This is a genomic window from Streptomyces sp. AC550_RSS872 (genome assembly GCF_019049285.1).
Classification (GTDB): domain Bacteria; phylum Actinomycetota; class Actinomycetes; order Streptomycetales; family Streptomycetaceae; genus Streptomyces.
The window spans coordinates 181,672-201,474 of record NZ_JAGMUL010000021.1 but is presented as its reverse complement, the minus strand read 5'-3'; the positions used below and the strand labels follow the sequence as shown (position 1 = coordinate 201,474).

Annotated in this window: 12 protein-coding genes and 5 pseudogenes; 11 read left to right on the top strand and 6 right to left on the bottom strand. The window is 68.4% G+C overall.

Annotation, left to right across the window (positions count from 1 at the left end; translation table 11 throughout):
- The 3 genes and pseudogenes from KUM44_RS45295 to KUM44_RS10470 form a co-directional block, all read left to right on the top strand.
- Window positions 1-225 (top strand): annotated as a pseudogene (locus KUM44_RS45295) (hypothetical protein); the annotation flags it as partial.
- A 299-nt stretch (window positions 226-524) separates the two neighbouring features.
- The gene (locus KUM44_RS10475; RefSeq protein WP_217207518.1) at window positions 525-1,430 is read left to right on the top strand and encodes a S1 family peptidase; all 906 of its coding nucleotides are present in this window, start codon (window positions 525-527) and stop codon (window positions 1,428-1,430) included.
- A gap of 74 nt (window positions 1,431-1,504) precedes the next feature.
- Window positions 1,505-2,269, top strand: a complete 765-nt coding sequence (locus KUM44_RS10470; RefSeq protein ID WP_217207517.1) for a hypothetical protein — start codon at window positions 1,505-1,507, stop codon at window positions 2,267-2,269.
- Here the strand turns inward: KUM44_RS10470 and KUM44_RS10465 are convergent.
- Complete coding sequence (locus tag KUM44_RS10465) at window positions 2,264-3,130, bottom strand: alpha/beta fold hydrolase (RefSeq protein WP_254389339.1); 867 nt, start codon at window positions 3,128-3,130, stop codon at window positions 2,264-2,266. The genes KUM44_RS10470 and KUM44_RS10465 overlap by 6 nt on opposite strands.
- Before the next feature lie 177 nt (window positions 3,131-3,307).
- Here KUM44_RS10465 and KUM44_RS10460 point away from each other — a divergent pair.
- Both KUM44_RS10460 and KUM44_RS10455 read left to right on the top strand, forming a co-directional pair.
- Window positions 3,308-3,508, top strand: a pseudogene (locus KUM44_RS10460) (slipin family protein); the annotation flags it as partial.
- Between the two features lie 391 nt (window positions 3,509-3,899).
- Window positions 3,900-4,982, top strand: coding sequence for a S1 family peptidase (locus KUM44_RS10455; RefSeq protein WP_217207516.1), 1,083 nt, complete (start codon window positions 3,900-3,902; stop codon window positions 4,980-4,982).
- A gap of 81 nt (window positions 4,983-5,063) precedes the next feature.
- Here the strand turns inward: KUM44_RS10455 and KUM44_RS10450 are convergent, their stop codons facing one another.
- Complete coding sequence (locus KUM44_RS10450; protein WP_217207515.1) at window positions 5,064-6,077, bottom strand: ABC transporter permease; 1,014 nt, start codon at window positions 6,075-6,077, stop codon at window positions 5,064-5,066.
- Between the two features lie 178 nt (window positions 6,078-6,255).
- Here KUM44_RS10450 and KUM44_RS10445 point away from each other — a divergent pair.
- From KUM44_RS10445 to KUM44_RS47155, 6 genes and pseudogenes are all read left to right on the top strand, one after another.
- Window positions 6,256-8,159 (top strand): annotated as a pseudogene (locus KUM44_RS10445) (PHP domain-containing protein); the annotation flags it as partial.
- Between the two features lie 390 nt (window positions 8,160-8,549).
- Entirely contained in the window at window positions 8,550-9,836 is a 1,287-nt protein-coding gene (locus KUM44_RS10440; protein WP_217207514.1) for an integrase, read from the top strand.
- Between the two features lie 880 nt (window positions 9,837-10,716).
- Window positions 10,717-11,778, top strand: coding sequence for a hypothetical protein (locus tag KUM44_RS10435; protein WP_217207513.1), 1,062 nt, complete (start codon window positions 10,717-10,719; stop codon window positions 11,776-11,778).
- The gene (locus KUM44_RS10430) at window positions 11,775-13,886 is read left to right on the top strand and encodes a hypothetical protein (RefSeq protein WP_217207512.1); all 2,112 of its coding nucleotides are present in this window, start codon (window positions 11,775-11,777) and stop codon (window positions 13,884-13,886) included. The genes KUM44_RS10435 and KUM44_RS10430 overlap by 4 nt, the downstream gene beginning before the upstream one ends.
- 50 nt (window positions 13,887-13,936) lie before the next feature.
- Window positions 13,937-14,398, top strand: a complete 462-nt coding sequence (locus KUM44_RS10425) for a hypothetical protein (protein WP_217207511.1) — start codon at window positions 13,937-13,939, stop codon at window positions 14,396-14,398.
- 111 nt (window positions 14,399-14,509) lie between these two features.
- Window positions 14,510-15,056 (top strand): annotated as a pseudogene (locus KUM44_RS47155) (hypothetical protein).
- On the opposite strand, the gene KUM44_RS45285 reads toward KUM44_RS47155, so the two are convergent.
- The 4 genes and pseudogenes from KUM44_RS45285 to KUM44_RS10405 form a co-directional block, all read right to left on the bottom strand.
- The gene (locus KUM44_RS45285; RefSeq protein ID WP_254389313.1) at window positions 15,032-15,523 is read right to left on the bottom strand and encodes a transposase; all 492 of its coding nucleotides are present in this window, start codon (window positions 15,521-15,523) and stop codon (window positions 15,032-15,034) included. The pseudogene KUM44_RS47155 and the gene KUM44_RS45285 sit on opposite strands and share 25 nt — an antisense overlap.
- An 88-nt stretch (window positions 15,524-15,611) precedes the next feature.
- Window positions 15,612-15,785, bottom strand: a pseudogene (locus tag KUM44_RS45280) (transposase); the annotation flags it as partial.
- Between the two features lie 363 nt (window positions 15,786-16,148).
- Window positions 16,149-17,564: a GH1 family beta-glucosidase gene (locus KUM44_RS10410; protein ID WP_217207510.1), complete on the bottom strand. Its 1,416-nt coding sequence runs from the start codon at window positions 17,562-17,564 to the stop codon at window positions 16,149-16,151.
- 164 nt (window positions 17,565-17,728) lie between these two features.
- On the bottom strand, window positions 17,729-19,249 hold the full coding sequence (locus KUM44_RS10405; protein WP_217207509.1) for a ricin-type beta-trefoil lectin domain protein: 1,521 nt from the start codon (window positions 19,247-19,249) through the stop codon (window positions 17,729-17,731).
- Window positions 19,250-19,803 lie beyond the last annotated feature (554 nt).

Below are 19,803 nucleotides of genomic sequence, written 5' to 3'. Positions count from 1 at the left end.
GGGGGTGACTTCGGTGGGTTCGGAGGGGTGCCGGCGCCTCAGCCGCCGAAGGGGCGGCGTGGGTTCTGGGCCGGCTGCGGGATGTTCTGGCTGCTGTGCTGCACCTGCAAGCTGTGCTGTGCGAAGGAGTACGAGGGGCCGTGGTCGCGTAAGAAGCGTGAGGGCTGCTGTCGGGACTGTGACTGCGACGGGTGCGATTGCTGTTGCCCTTGCGACGGCTGCTAGGCGCTCCGCTTGGGGGCGGGGAGGGGGGCCCGTGATGGGTGGTCGGTCGGCTGCGGGCCGTCCGTGGCCGGTGTCGCGCAGTTCCCCGCGCCCCTGGCGGGGCGCTGCCGCAGCAGGTGGTTCAAGAGTTGACGGCCGAAAGGCACTCTTGCGTCAACCGGTCGTTCGGCCGAATACTCCCCCCAGCGCTTGTCAGGGGCACGACGTGTTCGGAATCCGGAGACGACCGGCCGGCTGACTGCGCCTCACGGGCCCCGACCCCACGCGGGCCCCCCGACTTCCCTTGGAGGGAACGAAACGTGAGGATCAAGCGCACCACCCCCCGCAGTGGTATTACGAGACGGACCCGGCTGATCGCCGTATCCTCCGGCCTCGTGGCCGCAGCCGCGATCGCGATCCCCAACGCGACCGCCGCGGAGACTCCCGCCACCTTCAGCGCCGCCGAGCTCAAGAGCGTCAGCGGCTCCGTGCTGAAGGCCGACGTCCCCGGCACCGCCTGGGCCGTCGACAGCAAGACCAACCGCGTCATGGTGACCGTCGACTCCACGGTCTCCCAGGCGGAGATAGCGAAGATCAAGCAGCAGGCCGGGGCGGACGCCGACGCGCTCACCATCAAGCGCACCCCCGGCAAGTTCAGCAAGTTCATCCAGGGCGGCGACGCCATCTATGCGAGTAGCTGGCGCTGCTCGCTCGGCTTCAACGTCCAGGACAGCAGCGGCAACCAGTACTTCCTGACCGCCGGCCACTGCACCGACGGTGCGGGCACCTGGTACTCCAACTCCGGCCGCACCCAGGTCATCGGCTCGACCGCCGGCTCCAGCTTCCCGGGCAACGACTACGGCATCGTGCGCTACTCCGGTTCCGTCAGCCGGCCCGGCACCGCCAACGGCGTGGACATCACCCGCGCGGCCACGCCCAGCGTGGGCACCACCGTCATCCGTGACGGCTCCACCACCGGTACGCACAGCGGCCGGGTCACCGCCCTGAACGCGACCGTCAACTACGGCGGCGGCGACGTCGTCGGCGGCCTGATCCAGACCACCGTCTGCGCCGAGCCCGGCGACTCCGGCGGTTCGCTCTACGGCAGCAACGGGACCGCGTACGGTCTGACCTCCGGCGGCAGCGGCAACTGCTCCTCCGGTGGCACGACCTTCTTCCAGCCGGTCACCGAGGCCCTGAGCGCGTACGGCGTCAGCGTCTACTGACGTTCGCGCCGCACCTCGGCCCCTGATGGCCTGATCCGCAGTCGGCAACAGGCGAGCCCCCGCACGCGACCGCCGTGCGGGGGCTCGCTATTGTCGGCTCGATCACGGGGGAGGTCGCGGAGTTGGAGTTCGACGACAGGCAACGGCGGGTCCGGCGCAGCCCGTTGCTGTTCGTAGCGCCGCTCGTACTGCTGATCCTGCTGACGCTGGTGCTGCTGTGGGAGATCGTGCGCTCGAACGTGACCGGCACGGCGAGCCAGGAGTGGCCCTGGCGGCTGCGCATGATGGACATGAATCCCCTGGGCAGCCTGCTGGCTGTCGCGCTCGCCGCCGTGTTCGGCCGGGCCCAGTACGGGCGGACGGTGCGGCCCGCGCTGGGCTGGAGCTCCACCTGGACGGTCGGCGACCTCGGTCCGGACGAGTCGGCCTGGACCGTGGAGATACTGAACGGCGGCTCTCAGCACGCCGTGGTGGAGCGGGTGGACTACTGCTTCGTGCCGCGCGGCGGAGGGCCGGGCGAGTGGACCGACCACGCCGGGCTGCTGGAGTCCCTCGCGGGCCGGGGGCTCGTGCAGGGCAAGGACTACTACCAGCGGCTGACCAGTGCAGGGTTCCCTCTGGGGGGCAGTGGGATGCCGGTGGGAGTGTACGGTCAGCGGTTCGTCGACGAGATCGACCAGCTGCGCGTGCGGCTGGGGGTCGTCGACGCCGTGGGCGACAGCCATGAGCGGATCATGGATCTGATGCGGGGCGCCCGTGTGGATCGGCCCCGCATCCGTCCGCAGCGGTCCTCGTCACGAGGCGGCCGAGGCCGGTACCGCGCAAGACCGCGGTCATGACGCGGCGGACGCCGGTTCCGCGCGGAGCCAGTCGAGTACGGCGGGGAGAGCCTCCAGAGCTCCGAAGTGGCCCGCGTCCGGCTCCAGAACGGGGCGGGCGCGGGGGACGCGGGCCGCGAGCCACTCGAAGTGGCTCACCGGCGAGAACGTGTCCAGGGCGCCGTGCCACAGCAGGACCGGCCGCGTGACGGTGGCCGGATCGAAACCCCAGTCGCTGAGCAGAGCGAGGTTGTCGTCGAGCCAGCCGTACGCCGAAGTGCTCAGCGCCTCGCGGTAGTTGCGCAGCAGCATCTCGCCGACGGCCGGCGCCGAGACGATCCGTCGGTCGGCATCGGTGAGCCCGTCGCGGATGGACACCAGCAGCTGCGCGGGATCTCTGCGGATGGCGGCGGCGCGGGCGGCGAGCCGGTCGGCGAAGCCGAGCGGGTCGGTCAGTGCCTGGGTGTACTCCTCGACGTTGGACTCGGCCATCCCGTCGAACCAGCTCAGCCCCTCCGCGTCCGGCGGTGCGGGGGACACGAGCGCCGCCGCCCGTCGCACCCGCGCCGGCAGCAGCGCGGCGCAGGCCAGCGCGTGCGGTGCGCCGCCCGAGCGGCCGAGGACGGCGAACCGGTCGAGCCCGAGGGCGTCCGCCAGTTCCGCCACGTCGCGGGCGGCGTCGGCCACCCTGCGGCCCGGCAGGCGGTCCGAAACTCCGTAGCCTGGGCGGTCGTAGGCGATGAACCGTACCCCCGGGTGCGCGGCCACGACGTCCTCGGGCACTACTCCGAGCCGGCAGCCTGGTGTGCCGTGCAGGAGTATCACCGGCGTGCCGTCCGGCTTGCCGCGCTCCTCGACCGTCAGCCACCGGCCGTCCCGCATCCTTACCCTGTCGACCACCTGTGTCCTCCGTCTCCCCAACGCGAACATCCCGCAGTTGCCTTCGAAGTACACACCTGGTGTGCCTCATTCGGACCCCGGGGGGTCGTCATGGTCGAGGAGCCGGTGGCGGCGGGAGGGGTACTCGCGTCCGCCGGTGCGGTGTACGCGATGGCCGGCGCGCGGGTGATCAACGCCGACGCGGATCTCCAGGCCTCGAAGAAGCCGGCGGAGGCGGCGCGGCAGATGTCCGATGCGCCTGTCGCTCTTCAGCTTCGGCTGCTGCAAACGGTGATGGCGGTGGCGGCCCAGCAGAAATCCACGCTGATGCTTCCGATTTCGGTGGATTTGTTGCGGTTTCTGGAGAAAGGGGCGCAGTAGGGGGTGGGCTCCGGAGCGGTCGTATGTGGCATCGCCGCCCGGGGAGGGGGAAGTTCCGCCTCTTGGGCCGGGCTTGGAATCGGACCCCGAAGGGGCGATTTTGAGACAGGAGTAGACCTCACACGTTGCGTATGGTTCGCTCGCTTGCGGTGTTTGCTGTGTGAAGAGGCCCCGTATGACTGTGCACGGTCAAGATGAGGGGGCGTGCGACCGTGTTCTACGCGCGTCCGGAACTCGACCTTGTGCGCTCCCTACGAGTCTCGGAATAGTGAGCGTTGTTCAACCGGCGCGGGTGCAGCTTTTGTTGTGTGCCGCCCCCGCAGCCGTACGCCTTCCGGTCCGACGAGGTCCCCACAACCTCTCGGGCCGACCCCCCACAGGAGGACGTGAGTTGAAGCACCGACGCATACCCAAGCGGCGTGCAGCCATAGCAGGTGCGGGCGTCGCCGCACTGGTCGCCGCAGGCGTGACCTTGCAGACTGCGAACGCGAGTGAGACGCCCGAGACGTCCACGCCGAAGACCCTTTCGGTCGGCGCGGCCGGAAAGCTCGCCTCGACGCTCGCCAAGGACCTCGGCGGGGACGCCGCGGGTACCTACTACGACGCGCAGACCAAGAACCTCGTCGTGAACGTCCTCGACCAGGCCGCCGCCGACGCCGTCGAGGCGGCCGGCGCCAAGGCCAGAGTCGTGGAGAACTCGCTCGCCGAGCTGAAGAGCGCGCGTACGACGCTCAAGCAGGACGCGACCATTCCTGGCACCTCGTGGGCGACCGACCCCACGACCAACAAGGTCGTCGTCACCGCGGACCGTACGGTCTCCACGGCCGAGCTGGCCAAGCTGACCAAGGTCGTCGACGGGCTCGGCGCCAAAGCCGAACTCAAGCGCACGAAGGGTGAGTTCAAGCCCTTCATCGCGGGTGGCGACGCCATCACCGATGGCAGTGGCCGTTGCTCGCTCGGCTTCAACGTCGTCAAGGGCGGCGAGCCGTTCTTCCTGACCGCCGGGCACTGCACCGAGGGCATCACGGAGTGGTCGGACTCGGACGGCAACAAGATCGGCACCAACGAGACGTCCAGCTTCCCGGACAACGACTACGGGCTGGTCAAGTACACCGCCGAGGTCGACCACCCGAGCGAGGTCAACCTCTACAACGGCTCCTCGCAGGCCATCAGCGGGGCCGCCGAGGCCACGGTCGGTATGGAGGTCACCCGGAGCGGGTCGACCACCCAGGTGCACGACGGCAAGGTCACCGGGCTCGACGCCACCGTGAACTACGGCAACGGTGACGTCGTCAACGGGCTGATCCAGACGGACGTCTGCGCCGAGCCCGGTGACAGCGGCGGGTCGCTGTTCTCCGGTGACAAGGCGATCGGGCTCACGTCCGGTGGCAGCGGTGACTGCACCTCCGGTGGGGAGACGTTCTTCCAGCCGGTGACCGAGGCGCTGTCTGCCACGGGTACTGAGATCGGCTGACGATTCGTCGGCTGCTCGCCGTGAAGTCCCGCCCCTGTGCGTCAGGGGCGGGACTTTCCTGTTGGCGCGGGCGCGCTCCCTCTACGGCCTTTCCGGGCCTGTTCGCAGTCTGGCCGCCAGGAGGGTGATGGCGGTTCCCGCTGCTGCCCATGCCGAGAGGACCAGGAGGGAGGGGGTGGTGTCGTTGCCCTTGAAGTAGGCGATCGAGCGGGTTGCCCAGGTGCCTGCGCCTGGGGGCAGGGCTGGGCCGATGTCTCGCCAGAACGGGGGGAGCAGCGGGGGTGGGAGGGCGCCGCCCGCGCTCGGGTTGCCCAGGATGACGACGATCAGGATGACCAGGCCGATGCCGGCCAGGCCGAAGACGGCCTGGAAGGCGAGGGTGGCCGCGCCTACCGCGAAGGTGATCAGGGCGCCTGCGCCCCACAGGGCGGCGATGCCGCCGGGCAGCGCACCCAGGACGGGGCCGACGATGAGGGCGCCGCCCAGTCCGGCTACGAGGGCGACCGCGGCCATGGCGATGAGGCGGATCAGTGAGCGTCTCGGGGTGGGGCGGCCGGCGCCCGAACTGATCGTCATGATCGATGCGCAGAGGTAGCCGCCCACGCACCAGCCCACGGTCACGTAGAAGGACGTGAGGGCGTTGGCGTCGTGCCGGTCGGCCGGGACCACGTCGATGGTGCGCAGGGTGCGGGCCTCGGATCTCTCCAGGGTGGTCAGGAGCGTTTCCAGTGTGGTGGCCAGGATCCTGCCGCCTCCGGTGGCCACCAGGAGGGTGTCGGTGGTGCCGGCCGGGTCGATCAGCAGGGCGCCGTCGATGTCGCGGTTCAGGATCTGGCGGCGGGCTGTTTCCTCGTCGGGCACCGTGCGGGGGGACAGGGGGTCGCCGGGCAGGTTCTCCAGGCGGTCCACCGTTTGCCGGGCGGCCACCTCGGGGGCCACGACTCCGAGGGGGACGTTCCTGGGCTTCGGGTCGTGCAGGGCGCCCACGTAGGAGGCGATGAAGAGCAGGGCAAGGGCGACCACGCCGGTCACGAGCAGGGTGGCTCGGGGGGTGACGGCGTCCTTCACTTCGGCGAGGAAGGGGCTGGAGGTCATGCCCCCACGGTCGGGGGCTCGGGGCGTTTGCGCAGGTGGGAGGCGGCCGAACGGACGTCGTACGGATGTTCGAGAAATGGTCTCGAGATGGTCTATGGTGGGGGTGGGGGTACTGGGAACTGATGTTCGAGAGTCGGTGTTCGGCCGGGTCTCGGGAGTGTGAGTCGGGAGGTGCGTGTTGCCGGGGTTCGCGCATCTGCACACCGTCTCCGGGTTCTCCCTGCGGTACGGCGCCTCGCATCCGGAGCGGCTGGCCGAGCGTGCCTCCGAGCGGGGTATGGACGCCTTGGCCCTGACCGATCGGGACTCGCTCGGGGGTGCGGTTCGGTTCGCCAAGGCCTGTGCGGCGGCGGGGGTGCGGCCGCTGTTCGGTGTGGAGCTGGCCGTGGAGGAGTTCGAGTTCGGGGTCTCGGGGGCGGGTCGGCGACGGGCTCCGGTGCGGGGCGGTGCCTTTGTCCATGAGTCGGCGCCTCGGGTCACCTTTCTCGCCCGGGACGGGGGCCGGGGGTGGGCCGATCTGTGCCGGATCGTTTCGGCCGCGCACGCCGGTGAAGGGCCGCCGCTGCTGTCCCGGGGGGACAACCGGGGGGACGGGCTGATCGTCCTGCTCGGCGTCGAGTCCGATGTGGGGCGTGCGCTGGCCGCCGGTCGTCCCGATCGGGCGACCCGGCTGCTTGAGCCCTGGCGGGAGATCTACGGGGACTCCCTGCGGCTGGAGGCCGTATGGCACGGGCGTCAGGGCACCGGGCCGGGGTCGCTGCGGCTGGCCGCCCGTACCGTGGGCTTCGCCGCCGAGCAGCGGGTGCGGCCGGTGCTGAGCAATGCCGTGCGGTACGCGGATCCCGGTCTGGGGCCGGTCGTCGATGTGCTGGACGCCGCGCGTCGGCTCGTGCCCATCGACCCCACCAAGGAACTGGACTCCGGTGAGGCCTGGCTCAAGGGCGCGGGGGAGATGGCGCGGGTCGCCGAGCGGGTCGTCGAGGCCGCGGGTTTCCGGGTGATGCCGCGTACCGGTTGCTGGAGCAGACCGGGGCCGCTGCCGCCGAGTGTCTTGTCGATCCCGAGGACGATCTCGGTCTCGGCACCGTTCACTTCCCTGAGCCGTATCTCGTCGGGGCCGGGCAGCGCACCGCCCAGCGGGCGCTCGCCTCACGGGCGGTGGCCGGCATGGTGCGGCGCGGCTATGACGGGCGGCGGGCGTACTGGGAGCGGATGCACCAGGAGCCGGACATCATCGCCCATCACGGGTTCGCCTCTTATTTCCTGACGGTCGCTCAAGTTGTTGATGACGTGCGGAGGATGGGGATTCGGGTGGCCGCGCGAGGGTCCGGTGCGGGGTCGCTCGTCAACCATCTGCTCGGCATCGCGCACGCCGATCCCGTGGAGCACGGGCTACTGATGGAGCGCTTCCTGTCCAAGCGTCGGCTGGTGCTGCCCGATATCGATGTCGATGTGGAGTCCGCGCGGCGGCTTGAGGTCTATCGCGCGATCATCGACCGGTTCGGGAGCGAGCGGGTCGCGACCGTCTCGATGCCGGAGACCTACCGGGTGCGGCATGCGATCCGGGACGTGGGCGCGGCTCTGTCCATGGACCCGGCCGACATCGACCGCGTCGCCAAGTCCTTCCCGCATATCCGGGCGCGGGACGCCCGGGCGGCGCTGGACGAACTGCCCGAACTCAGGCAGCTGGCGGAGGAGCGGGAGAAGTACGGGAAGCTGTGGGAGCTGGTCGAGGCTCTGGACGCCCTGCCGCGGGGGATCGCCATGCATCCGTGCGGGGTGCTGCTGTCCGACGCTTCCTTGCTTTCTCGTACGCCCGTCATGCCGACCAGCGGCGAGGGCTTTCCCATGTCGCAGTTCGACAAGGACGACGTCGAGGATCTCGGGCTGCTCAAGCTCGATGTGCTGGGCGTGCGGATGCAGTCGGCGATGGCGCACGCGGTCGCGGAGGTGGAGCGGGTCGCGGGGGAGCGGATCGATCTGGACGCCCTCGACTTCGAGCGGGGGGAAGGCGACCCGGAGACGTACCGGCTCATTCGTTCCGCCGAGACCCTGGGCTGCTTCCAGATCGAGTCGCCGGGGCTTCTCTACTGTCTGAGCCATTGTCGGTTTTTGGCTCGGAGGAAGCTGCATGGAGGAGCCCACAGGCTCTTGGGCTGTCGAGTTCTACGATCTCAGCCGGGACTTCCCTGTTCCCGCAGGCGACGTGGATCTGAGGCAGCTGGGCGACGTACACGAGAGAGCACGCGAGAACGGTGCGCGGGACGGCACGCCGATCGTGTGGTCGACGCGCCACGGAACGGATCCGTGGATCAATCTGTTCTTCCGAGCTGACGAGATCGTATCCAAGCAGCGGACCACATGGCGCCGGTACGCCTACGCCCTCGTTGTCTGGCTGAATTTTCTGGAGCAGGAGGACGGCTCTGGCACGAGGCGAGCAAGCGCGACTACACGGACTTCAAGCACTGGCGGATGGCGGATTCCCGCAACTACTGGCGGGTGGAGGGGACGTCGTTCGACACCGACCGGGCGGGATTGAAGAGGTTCTACGCGTGGGCCTCTGGTGAGTACGAGGTCTTCAACCCGATCCCGTCGCAGTCCGTCCAAGCCGACGGTCATGGGCCGGAAACGGGGCGCCGGGACCCTAGCCGTCCTGCGGGCGCTCCTCGACGTCAGGTGAAGTGGCTGCTGCGGAAGGCTCTCGAGCAGTGGCGGGACGTCGGGCTGAGGGGGTACGGGTTCGACGGCCTCCGCCCGGACAGCTGGCACGGCTTCAACGAGGACCGCAACACTGCGTTCGTCGACGGGCTATGGGGTACGGGGCTGCGGCTGGAGGAATGGGCGAGCGTTCTGGACGTCGAGTTGCCGGCGACTTCCGTGACGAGCAGGTATCCGAAGGCGTGGCTGGCGGAGTCCTGTGCCAAGGGTCGCCGTTATGGGCGTAACTACCGGATTCCCCGGGCGGTTCTGAAGGCCGTGGCAGGCTACATTGACCCCCTGGAGGGTTCTCGCGCAGAAGCTATCGGGCGGGCGCGGCGGGCGCGGCGGGCCGGGCGGTACGAGCGTCTGCCGGGTCTCGTGATCGTGACGGGGCACAATCCTCGTACGCGGACACTGCGAGTACGTACCCCACGCGGGGGTTCCGCGACGATCTCCCTCGATGTGCTCGAACCGGTCGAGAGGCTCCGCCTGTTCCGGGAGACGCGAGACGGGCTGGAGCCGCTGGCGGTCTGGCTGAGCAACGACGGCATGCCGCATCGGGCCCACAGCTGGGAGAACACGTTCGCCACCGCCAACTCCCGGGTGGCTGAGGCGTGGGCACGGTCGCGGTGGCCGGGGTTCGACGACCTTGAAGAGGAGGATCGCAAGAGGCGCGCCGCCCAGTGCCCTCTGTGGGTGCGGCCGCACATGCTGCGGCACTCCTACGCGCTGGTCTGGTACTCGATCCTGAGCGCCGTGTGGGAGCAGCGCCTTCGAGGATTCACCGAGGCTGAGAAGCATGCGTTCCGGGAGCAGTTCGGCGACATCTGGTACCAACTGGCGACGATGCTCGGGCATCGCAACCCGCAGACCACCCGGGACTGGTACCTGGCACCCTTCACGGCTCTGGAAGTCGACTACCTGATGGCGTTGATCGACGGTGACCAACGGGAAGCCGTCGACATCCTGTTGGAGAGGATCGCAGTGGACAGTGAGTTGGTCCTTTCTCCCGTTTCAGCGGACCTGGAGCTCCTCGGCGAGCCGGGGGATGACCAGTGAGCCGGGGAGGCCGTAAGGCGAGTGTTCCTCCTGGGGACTGGCAGCCGCCGGAGAGGCTTGTCATCACGGGGGACGAGTGCAGCGTCTTCTTCGTTGAGGAGAAGGGGCGGTTCAGCAAGGTCTACGACTTCAGGAATCTGGAGGTCGATACCGGAATTCAGCAAATGGCTGGCCAGGTCCTTCGCGCGAGCCACCGGGCCGACTTCCGGAGTCAAGCGGTTCAGGGCCGCCGAAGGCCTCTGGGGCGAGGTGCAGCGCTTCGCCGGGTATCTCGGGAAAGTGAACCCGCCGGTGCACCAGCCCGCGCACATCACTGCCGCGCACATCAAGGAGAGCTTGCTCGCCGTACCGCTGGGCTCCAGGAAGACCCATGTCCATCGGATGCGTGCGATCTTCCGGGCAGACCGGGAGTTGACGGCCGAGACGCGGAGCGCAATCTTGCATGGGCGGTTGCCCGCATACGAATCGAAGGTGCAGCCGTACAGCCACGATGAGTATCAGGAACTCATGACCGCGGTCCGCCATGACATCCGTGTGGCGCGCGACCGTATCTATGAGGGGCGAGAACTTCTCGCTGCATACCGCCGTGGCGAGCTCGGCTTGCCCAATCGCCGAAACCAGTTCGAGAAGGCGGGACGCGTGCTGGACCTCCTTGACCGGACTGGGGACCTGCCCCGACGCGTGACGTCGTCGTCGCCACAAGGCGGTATCCCCGCTTGGGTAGGCGCATTGGGCGGCGCTCACGATCTCGTTTCCCGGCTGGCATTGACGCGCAGTGAGACGGTGGCGTTCTGTTTGATGCTTGTCGACCTGACCAGTGAGAACTTGGGCACGATCGGAGAATGGCCAGCGGCACACTTCCGGCCTGACGGTGATCTTGGTGGGCCGGCCGCTGGCTCTGGTGGACGGGGCCAAGCCGCGTCGCGGGCCGTCATTGGAGTTCATGGTGACGCCGCTGGAGGACCTACCTCCGTCGCTTGCCGACGTGTTGCAGGCCGAGGATCACGACAAGCACCTGTTTCGCTCGCCTTTGCGTGTCTATCAACTCCTCCTGGATCTAACGGAATTCGTGCGACGTCACAGTGGTGGCATCCACGCCGTCTGCTATCCGAACGTCCGGGCCCAGCGAGGTTTGGGATGGGCGCATGGTACGTCGCGGAACAATCTCGTGGCCTGGGCAATCGGACATGGGTTCCGTCCAGTGAAGAGGGAGGGAAACGGGCAGGTTCCGGGCGGTGATTCGCAGGATGAAGCGTCCGGTGAGGTGAACGAACAAGCCGTAGCGGGCGCGGACGAGGGGCTGTCCGTCAATGTGCACCGGCTCCGGCGTACCGTGCTGGAGCGCGGGGGAAAGCCTGTGGCGCACACCAGGGAGACGTTCCACAACTATCTGAGGACAAGCCAGCCCGCGGTCGAGCGCGGACGCGTGGTCATGCGTGAGGCGCTGGAGGAGGAAGTCGCCAAGGCCCGGGCGGTTCAGGAGATTCCGGTTCTGACGGACGAGTTCCTCGCTCGTGCGGCCGAGGACCCAGAGCGGGCCGCGGCCGATGTGGGACTTGACGCAGAGACTTTCGCCCGACTGATTTCGGGTGAGCAGGACGCGGTGCTGGTGGGCTGCACGGACCCGGAGAATAGCCCGGTCACCGGACCTGGGAAGCCGTGCGGTGCCTCATTCCTCGACGATTGCCTACGTTGTGCGAACGCGCGTGCCCTGCCCCGCCAACTACCGGTCCAGATCGAGACCCACAGGCGACTCAAACACTTGCAACGTGATCTCGATCCGCGTCTGTGGTCCCACCGCCATTCAGAGTCGTTCGCCCGTCTGTCCGATCTGTTGGGGCAGTACACCGCTGCCGAGCGCGCCGACGCCCGTGAGCGCGTCACCGTCACCGAGCGGAGGCTCGTCGACGACCTCATCAACGGAAGGCTGGACCTGCGATGACTACGGTGCCGATGTCCGGCGCGGCCTTTCTGCCTGGTCCGGACACTCTGGTCCTGGCGCATCGGCCGCTCCGCAACTCAATGGACACTGCTGCGCTGTCCCGGTTCGGGGATCCGGTGTGGTATCTGGGGCCGGGACTGCTCGACGATCAGCTGTGCCTGGTCAGTGAGAACTGGCCACGGCTGATCCCCGCTGCCTTACAGGAGGGCTTCAAGACGTGCGCCTGGACCGCCCTAAACACCAACTGGCCAGCTCAGTTGCAGCCAGGACTGATCGACGACCAGCCCGAGATCCTCACCGTTCACAAGTGGATCATGTCCATGTCGGTCTTCGCCACGTGGCTGGACTGCCGCGGCGTTACGCGCCTGTGTGACCTCAGCAGCCGGGACCTGGGTCTGTACAAGAGCCACGTTCTGGATCTGACCACCTCGACGGAGGAAAAGAAGCGCCTGCTCCACGCGGTCCGAGTCGTCTGGGGCTACCGGAATTCGCTGCCCGAGGAACACCGCCTTCCGCGCCGCAGGCCATGGGGTGCCGCCTCGACGGATGACCTGGTCGGAGTCAAACAAGACCAGAGCCGGTACAACAAGACGCCCCGCATCGCTCCTGCCACCATGGAGGCCTTGCTGGCATGGGCACTTCGGATGATCGAGGACTTCGGGCCCGATATCCGTAACGCAGCCCACGAAGCACGCCTGCTCCTGAACGGGCAACATCCGGCAACCCTGACGGCGCGTGCCACGTTCGGCAGGAGCTCATTGAAGCAGCGCCTCGCGCGCTACGTGGTTGAACTGCGCCGCACGGGCAGAGGGCTGCCCGGCACACGGCGTCGCGAGCGGCACGGCGGTCAACTCGGAGTGGACCACGAGCACGTCGCCCGCATGCTGGCTTCCAGCGGCCCAAAGGTAAAGAAGTACGACAGCCTGTTGCTGTCCATGGCCGAGGAACACGAGCTGGAACTGGAAAATGACGCCTACTTTCTTGGCCCAATCACCGGAATGTTTCAGGGCGCTCTGTGGCGCGACCGGCCGATTGGCGTGCGCGAGGTCAACCAGCTGGTGCGGCACCTGACGGCCGCGTGCTTCATCGTGATCTGTTACCTCTCCGGGATGCGCAGCGGGGAAGTCCTGCAGCTCCGTCGCGGATGTCTGCGCGAGGACGATCACGGCGGGTTCGTCCTCGTCGGCCGACGCAGCAAGGGCTCTGATCACAATCCCTCCCCCGATAGGGAGGAGACCGAGGAACGGCCGTGGGCTGTGGTTCGCGCAGTCGTTCCGGCCGTGCAGATGCTGGAATCGCTCTCCGACGCCGAGTTGCTGTTCCCACCGAGTCGGCAACGCACCACCACGGTCCGCTCGCGCAGGAAGCAGTCGAAACCGTCAGGAACGATGAACGAAGACGTCCGGGAGTTCATGGACTGGGTGAACGCGCGGTTCTCCGGCCCAGACGGGCCGGCCGTGCCGCCGGACCCGACCAAGGACGTGCACGCGGCACGCTTCCGCCGTACGCTCGCGTACTTCGTGGTGCGACGGCCGGGCGGACTCGCGGCGGCGCAGGCGCAATACGGACACGTGAGAGCGAAGGTGACACTCGGCTACGCCGGAGACGCCGACACCAGCTGGCTGGAGGACCTTGCCGTCGAGGAGCTGGAGATGGTCAGCGAGCAGGTGGACGAAGACCTTCGAGCGCTCGACGAAGGCGAACACGTCAGCGGACCCTCGGCACAGGAGTACCGGCGCAGAGTGCGGAACGCTGCGGCCGTCTTCGCGGGCCGCGTCGTCAACCAAGCCGACAACGCCCAACGACTGCTGACCAGCAAGCATCCCGACATCCACCACGGCCTGGGAATGACCTGCGTCTGGCGACACGAGACCGCGGCCTGCCGGGAGGAGCGAGAAGCAGCCGGAATGGAGGCGAACGGGCCCGACGAACAGCTGTGCCGCACCACATGCACCAACCTCGCCTACACCGACCGCGACATCGAGAGCAAGAAGCCGGAAATGCGCCCGGTGGGAGGCCGCCGCAGCCGATCTGCTGTCGCCAAAGCCCCTGCGGGACCGTGCGGCAGCGAAGGCGGCTCCAATGCGTGCGGTGATCGCGGAGCATGAGCAGGGTCGGCGCGCGAGCGGCCGGGAACAATCGATGGAGGTGCAAGCAGATGGGGCGCAGACCACGTGACCGAGCCAAGGACGCCGCTGCGATCAAAGCGGCGGCTGAGCGGCTGCTAGCCGGCACGCCGCTGCGGTCAGTCTCGGGCAAGCTGACCGCCACCGAACTGATCGTCGAATCCGGACTGCGGCGTGACGTGGTTTATCCACAACACCAGGACGTGGTCGACGAGTTCCGGCTCAGGGCCAAGGTGCAAGGCAGCGTGCCCACGGCTGCCCAGGAACTCGCCGAGCGGCACGCGGCAGTGGTCGAAGAGCTGAAGCGAGTGAAGCAACAGCTTGAAGCGGAACAGCAGTTGACTGCGTTCCTGCGGCGCACCACCGTGGAACTGTCGATTGAGGTGGAGAACCTGCGCCGTGAGCAGGAGGACGCCGCTGATGCCACGGTGGTGCACATGCCTCGGTCGCGCGGCCCACGCCGCAGGTTCTCGACCACGGATCCAGGATCTTAGAAGCTGGTGTTTTTCCGGACGTGATCGCCGCGTTTCCGCTGGTCGGGCATAGGGTCGGTGATTCGGTGGGAGTCGTGGCCTCTCGGGTCGTCGCTTGCCGGGAGGTCGCGGATGCCGTCGGTCGTTGGACTGCTGGAACAGCACGAGCTCGCCGTCGGGTCGACGGGCTGCGGGAGGAGGCCGACCGGATCCAGGCCGAGTTGGCCGTGGCCGAGCTGGAATGGCAGGAGTGGGCGATCGCCCGCAGGCGGGTCGATATGGTGCTGGCTCCGGACCGCAGCGACACCGCCGGGACGGAGGTCATCCCGGATCCGCGGGATGCGGATGCTCAGCCGACGCCCCGCGATGCGGCGAAGCCGAAGTCGCAGGTACCCGTGTGGCGTGAGGGCTGGCCTCGTCGGTGCTGTCGGCGGACTACCAGCGCATCCTGCAGGGGCTCGCGGACCGGTCCCGGCTCCGTCAAGGGCCGCTGACCTGCCAGGAGATGGCTGCGGTGTTCGGTATGGACGTGGTGCCAGCGCGTGTGGAGGCATTGCGGTCGAAGGTGAAACGCCTGGTGGCCCGCGGCTGGCTGGCCGAGCCCGCACCGGGCCGGTTCATGCTGGCTGCGGGCGTGTCGGTGCCAGGCGCGGGTCATGAGCAGGGTATCGACCAGTAGATCATCGCTTCGGCGCTGGTGGTGCGGCGTTCGAAGTCGCGTGCCAGGCGTCGGGTGCGCATCAGGTGGGCGAAGAACCGCTCGACGATCCACCGTTTGGGCAGCACCACGAAGCCGCGCATGTCGTCGCTGCGCTTGACGATCGCCAGGACCAGCGCGAACGCGGCCAGGCAGTGCTCGACGAGGCTGCCGGTGTAGCCGCCGTCGGCCCAGACGAGGGCGAGGCGGTGGTGGGCATCGCCTACCTGTTTCAGCAGCACGCGGGCGGCGGTGCGGTCGCCGGTATCCGCGGCGGTGACCATCACCCCCAGCAGCAGACCGAGCGTGTCGACCACGACGTGCCGTTTGTGGCCGTTGACCAGCTTGCCGCCGTCGAAGCCCCGACTGTCCGCCCCGACCACCGCGTCCGCCTTGACCGGCTGCGAATCGATCACGCCTGCGCTCGGCTCCGCGTCGCGGCCCACCATCAGGCGGGGCCCTGGCGCGCAGCCGGTCGTGGAACTCCCTGACCAGACCGTGGTCGCGCCAGCGGCGGAAGAATGCGTGCACCCAGTCCCACGGCGGGAAGTCAGCAGGCATCGCCCGCCACTTGATGCCGTTGTCCACCAGGTAGCGGTTCGCATCAAGTACGGCCCGGTGGCAGTACGCCTCCGGCCGGCCGCCGCGACCGCGCAGCCAGCCCGGCACCGGCAGCAACGGCCGGACAGCCGTCCACTCCCGGTCCGTCATGTCCGTCGGATAACGCGGCTGCCGGGACCCGTTGTCGGCGGCGTTTCCGAGCCGGTGAGCCAGACAGTCACACTCCCAGGTGACCGAGCTGGACCGCCCGGCCATCGGCACGGAAGACTGCTGCATCAGGGCCTCCTGCTGCTCGGTGATTCGATACCAACGAGCTGTTCAGGAGGCCCCACCCGTATGCGCCAAGCATCCCGCGACCACCCAATCGGGACTCCCGCCCGACGGGCTTCTCTCAAGATCGAAAGACAACAGCTACCAAGAGTCTCGGCCTCGGCGGCATCCATGCACCGCTTCGCCGCGTCCTGTCGGCCCGGGACATGTAAGCGTCAGACAGTCCCCTGGTGACGAGGGTCTTCAGTTACTGCGCCGCTCCTCCGAGGTTCTCTTCTCGGGGGTGGGAATCGCGACGGAAGCTGCGTGTTGTGCGGTGCGCCCGTGTGCGCGGATGATCTCGGCGTAGCGGTGGCCGCTGTCCTTGATGGTGCGTGTCTGGGTCTCGTAGTCGACGTGGACGATGCCGAACCGCTGGGAGTAGCCGTAGGCCCATTCGAAGTTGTCCAGCAGGGACCAGGCGAAGTAGCCGTCGAGCGGCACGCCGCGGCGGGCAGCCCGCGCGCAGGCTGCCAGGTGGGACTCCAGGAAGGCGATGCGCTCGACGTCGTGCACGCTGCCGTCGGGCGCTACACGGTCGGGGAAAGCGGAGCCGTTCTCGGTGACGAGGACCGATCGCGGCGCGTAGTCCTCGGTGACCCGGACGAGCAGGTGTTCCAGCCGGTCCGGGTGGACCTCCCAGTCCATTCCGGTACGGGGTGTGCCCGGCGGTGTGACGGGACGGGCGAACGGTGCGGGCCCCTGCGGATCGTCGACGGTGACTGACCGCTTGTAGTAGTTGACGCCGAGCCAGTCCAGCGGCGCGGCGATCGTCTCCAGGTCACCGGGTTTGGCGGGTGGTTCGGTCCCGTACACCTCGACCATGTCGGCCGGGTAACCGCGGCCGTGGATGGGATCGAGCCACCAGCGGTTGTTGTGCCCGTCGTCGCGGTGGGCGGCGGCGATGTCCTCGGGCCGGTCGCTCGCGGGTTCGGACTGCGTGAGGATGTTGACGATGCCGACCCGCGCTCGTGAGGCGGTGGACCGGAGGGCCTCGACGCCGAGCCCGTGGGCGAGCAGCAGGTGGTGTGAGGCGCGCACGGCGGCGGTCAGGTCGGTGCGGCCCGGCGCCATGACCCCCTGGAGGTGGCCGAGCCATGCGGAGCAGTACGGCTCGTTCAGCGTCGCCCAGTTGGTGACCCGGTCACCGAGCCTGTCGGCGACAACGGTGGCGTAGTCGGCGAATCGCAGGGCGGTGTCGCGGGCGGGCCAGCCGCCGCGGTCCTCGAGGGCCTGCGGCAGGTCCCAGTGGTAGAGGGTGGCATGAGGAGCAAGGCCCGCTTCCAGCAGTGCGTCGACCAGTTGGTCGTAGAAGGCCAGCCCTGCCGGGTTCACGCGGCTGTCCCCGTCCGGCATGACGCGGGGCCAGGCGATGGAGAATCGGTAGGCGTTGAGGCCGAGGGCCTTCATCAACGCCACGTCCTCGGGCCACCGGCGGTAGTGGTCGCAGGCGATGTCGCCGGTGTCCCCGCCGGCGATGGTGCCGGGCTGCTTGCAGAAGGTGTCCCAGATGGATGGTGCTCGGCCGTCCTCGGCGACCGCGCCTTCGATCTGGTAGGCGGAGGTGGCCGCTCCCCAGGCAAAGCCGGAGTGGAATGCGGTCAGGTCGTCAAGGGGCACAGCTTTCCTCGCTTCGTGGTCGGGAGGTGTTCGGGGTAGGGATGGGACCGTGGATGGACCGGTCCGCTGCTCGGGCCCGGAGGGGAGCGCCCCGGGGATGAGGCCGGTCGCGGCTCTTGACGTCCGCGACCGGCCTGCGGGTGTGTCAGGCGGGGGGTGGCCTCTCAGCTGGTCTGCCACTTCTGGTTGTTGCCGCCCCAGCAGGACCAGAGCTGGACCATGGAGTCCCCGTTCCTGTCCAGGCAGAGATCGAGGTTCAATACCGGACGGATCGTGCCGTCGGAGTAGAACCTCCACCTCTGGTTGTCTTGGCCGTTGCAGTTATAGGTGCCGACCTTGGTGCCGTCCTTGATGACTCCCCAGGCGTCCAGGCACCTCTTGTTCGTACCGCTGTAGACGGTGAGCTGCCCGGAGGGCGTCCGGGTCCACTGCTGGTTGTCGCCGCCCCAGCACTGGGCGTAGACCTGGACCTGGACGTTGTCTTCGCCGAGGGGGTGGTCGAGGCAGCCGTTGCTGCCGACGTTGCGCAGCATGCTCGTGTGCGAGCCGGGGTCGCGGCCCCAGGCGTACTTCAGGCGGTCGATGCCGCTGATGTTGCGAACGCCCAGCGCCAGGTTGGTGCCGCTGCCCTTGAGGTCGAACAGGGAGTACCAGTCGTAGTCCTCGTGGTTAACGCGTTTGCCGCCGAGGGCCGGCCAGTAGACCGCGCCCATGCCGAGAGAGCGCACGCTGTCGGTGTCGGCGCGCAGGTACCGGACGAAGTTGTCGGTGCTGGCGGCGTCGTTGTAGTCCTTGCCAGCCTCATGGACCACCGAGTCCGTGCCCTTGTCCATCGGCGCGCCGAACTCGTCCAGGATGGTGCGCGTGCCGCAGGTGCCGACCTTGGACTTGAAGTCGCTGACCCACTCGTCGTAGGTCCTCGTCCCCTTCGTATAGAAGGTGTAGTGGTGGAGCGAGAGGTAGGTTCCGTCGAGGCGGGAGTCGGCGCACACGCTCGTGACCCATTGGTTGTCGCCGTGGCCGCTCACGATGATCCGGTTCTTGGGGATCGTTGGGTTGCTGGCGATCCAGTTGGCGGCGACGTTGGCCCAGTCGGTGGCGCTGTACCCCTTGGGCTCGTTGTAGGGCTCGAAGTAGACCAGGCCATTGGACCCGTACTTGTCGGTCACGGCCTTCCACATCGACGTGAACGCGGCCGCGTCGACGATGTGGCCGTTGTTGCCGACCCCGTCGCCGTCCCAGTAACTCAGGATGACCTTGAAGCCCTTGGCGGTCGCGGCGTCGATGGCGCCGGTGTACTTGTCGCCCCACGTCGTGCCGGGGACGGAGTATCTGTTGATCGGCAGCCGGACGGTGTTGGCGCCGAGCGTGCTCTGGAACCCGCCGAGGATGGCGTTGGCCTTGGCCTTGACGGTGTCGTAGTCGTCGGTTTCGGCCAGCCCTTCGAGGTAGAGGGGGCCGTTGACGAAGTTGTCATGGATGCGGGCCCAGTTCACGCCCTGGAACTTGCTGGCGTCCGTCGGGTTGGTTTCCGCAGCCGCCGGCGACGCCGTGGACAGCATGGTGATCGGCACGGCGATCAGCGCGGCCGCGAGGCAGGCCAGCGCGCGGCGGAGGAAGCGGGTACGGGTGGGGGGGAGTACGGCTGAGTGAGGACTGGGTCGGGTGTGTTGGGAGTTGGGCATGTCGTGTTCCTTTTCTGCATGCGGCTCTGTGCAGGCGGTCGTTGCCGCCTTGGGCGCCACGAAGCGATCTGCCGCGGTGGGCGGTTGTGATGCGGTGGTGGCGCCCGGGTGTGTTCCGGAGAGGGCACGGCGCGAGGTGGTGATGGGCGCCGGGCAGCCGGGGAACGTGGGGTCGGCTGAGTTGACGTGCTCGCTTTGGGCTGGCGGGCACGGCCTTTGTTGTGGAGAAGGGGCCACTGCGGGTGGGGCCCGCTACGGCGTTGTCACCGCCCGCTGAGTGTCCTTGCTCGGGGCGGCGGGCACGGGATGCTGTTGGCGGCTGCGCGGCCGACCGCGGTGGTCGCGACCACCGGTGCCCGAATCCGCGCGGGCGGTGGCCTGGGCAGGATGCTGGGCGAGCGTCCGTGCATCCGGGTTGCTCCTTCGGGTACGGGCGGCTCAGGGCATGGGGGAGGGAGGCCGCGTGTGGCTCGGTGAGCCCGGGGTGGGACCCCGCCGGCCTGTCAGGTGGCCGGCGGGGCGATGGTGGGGGCGGGTCGCTGAGGTCGTCGTCA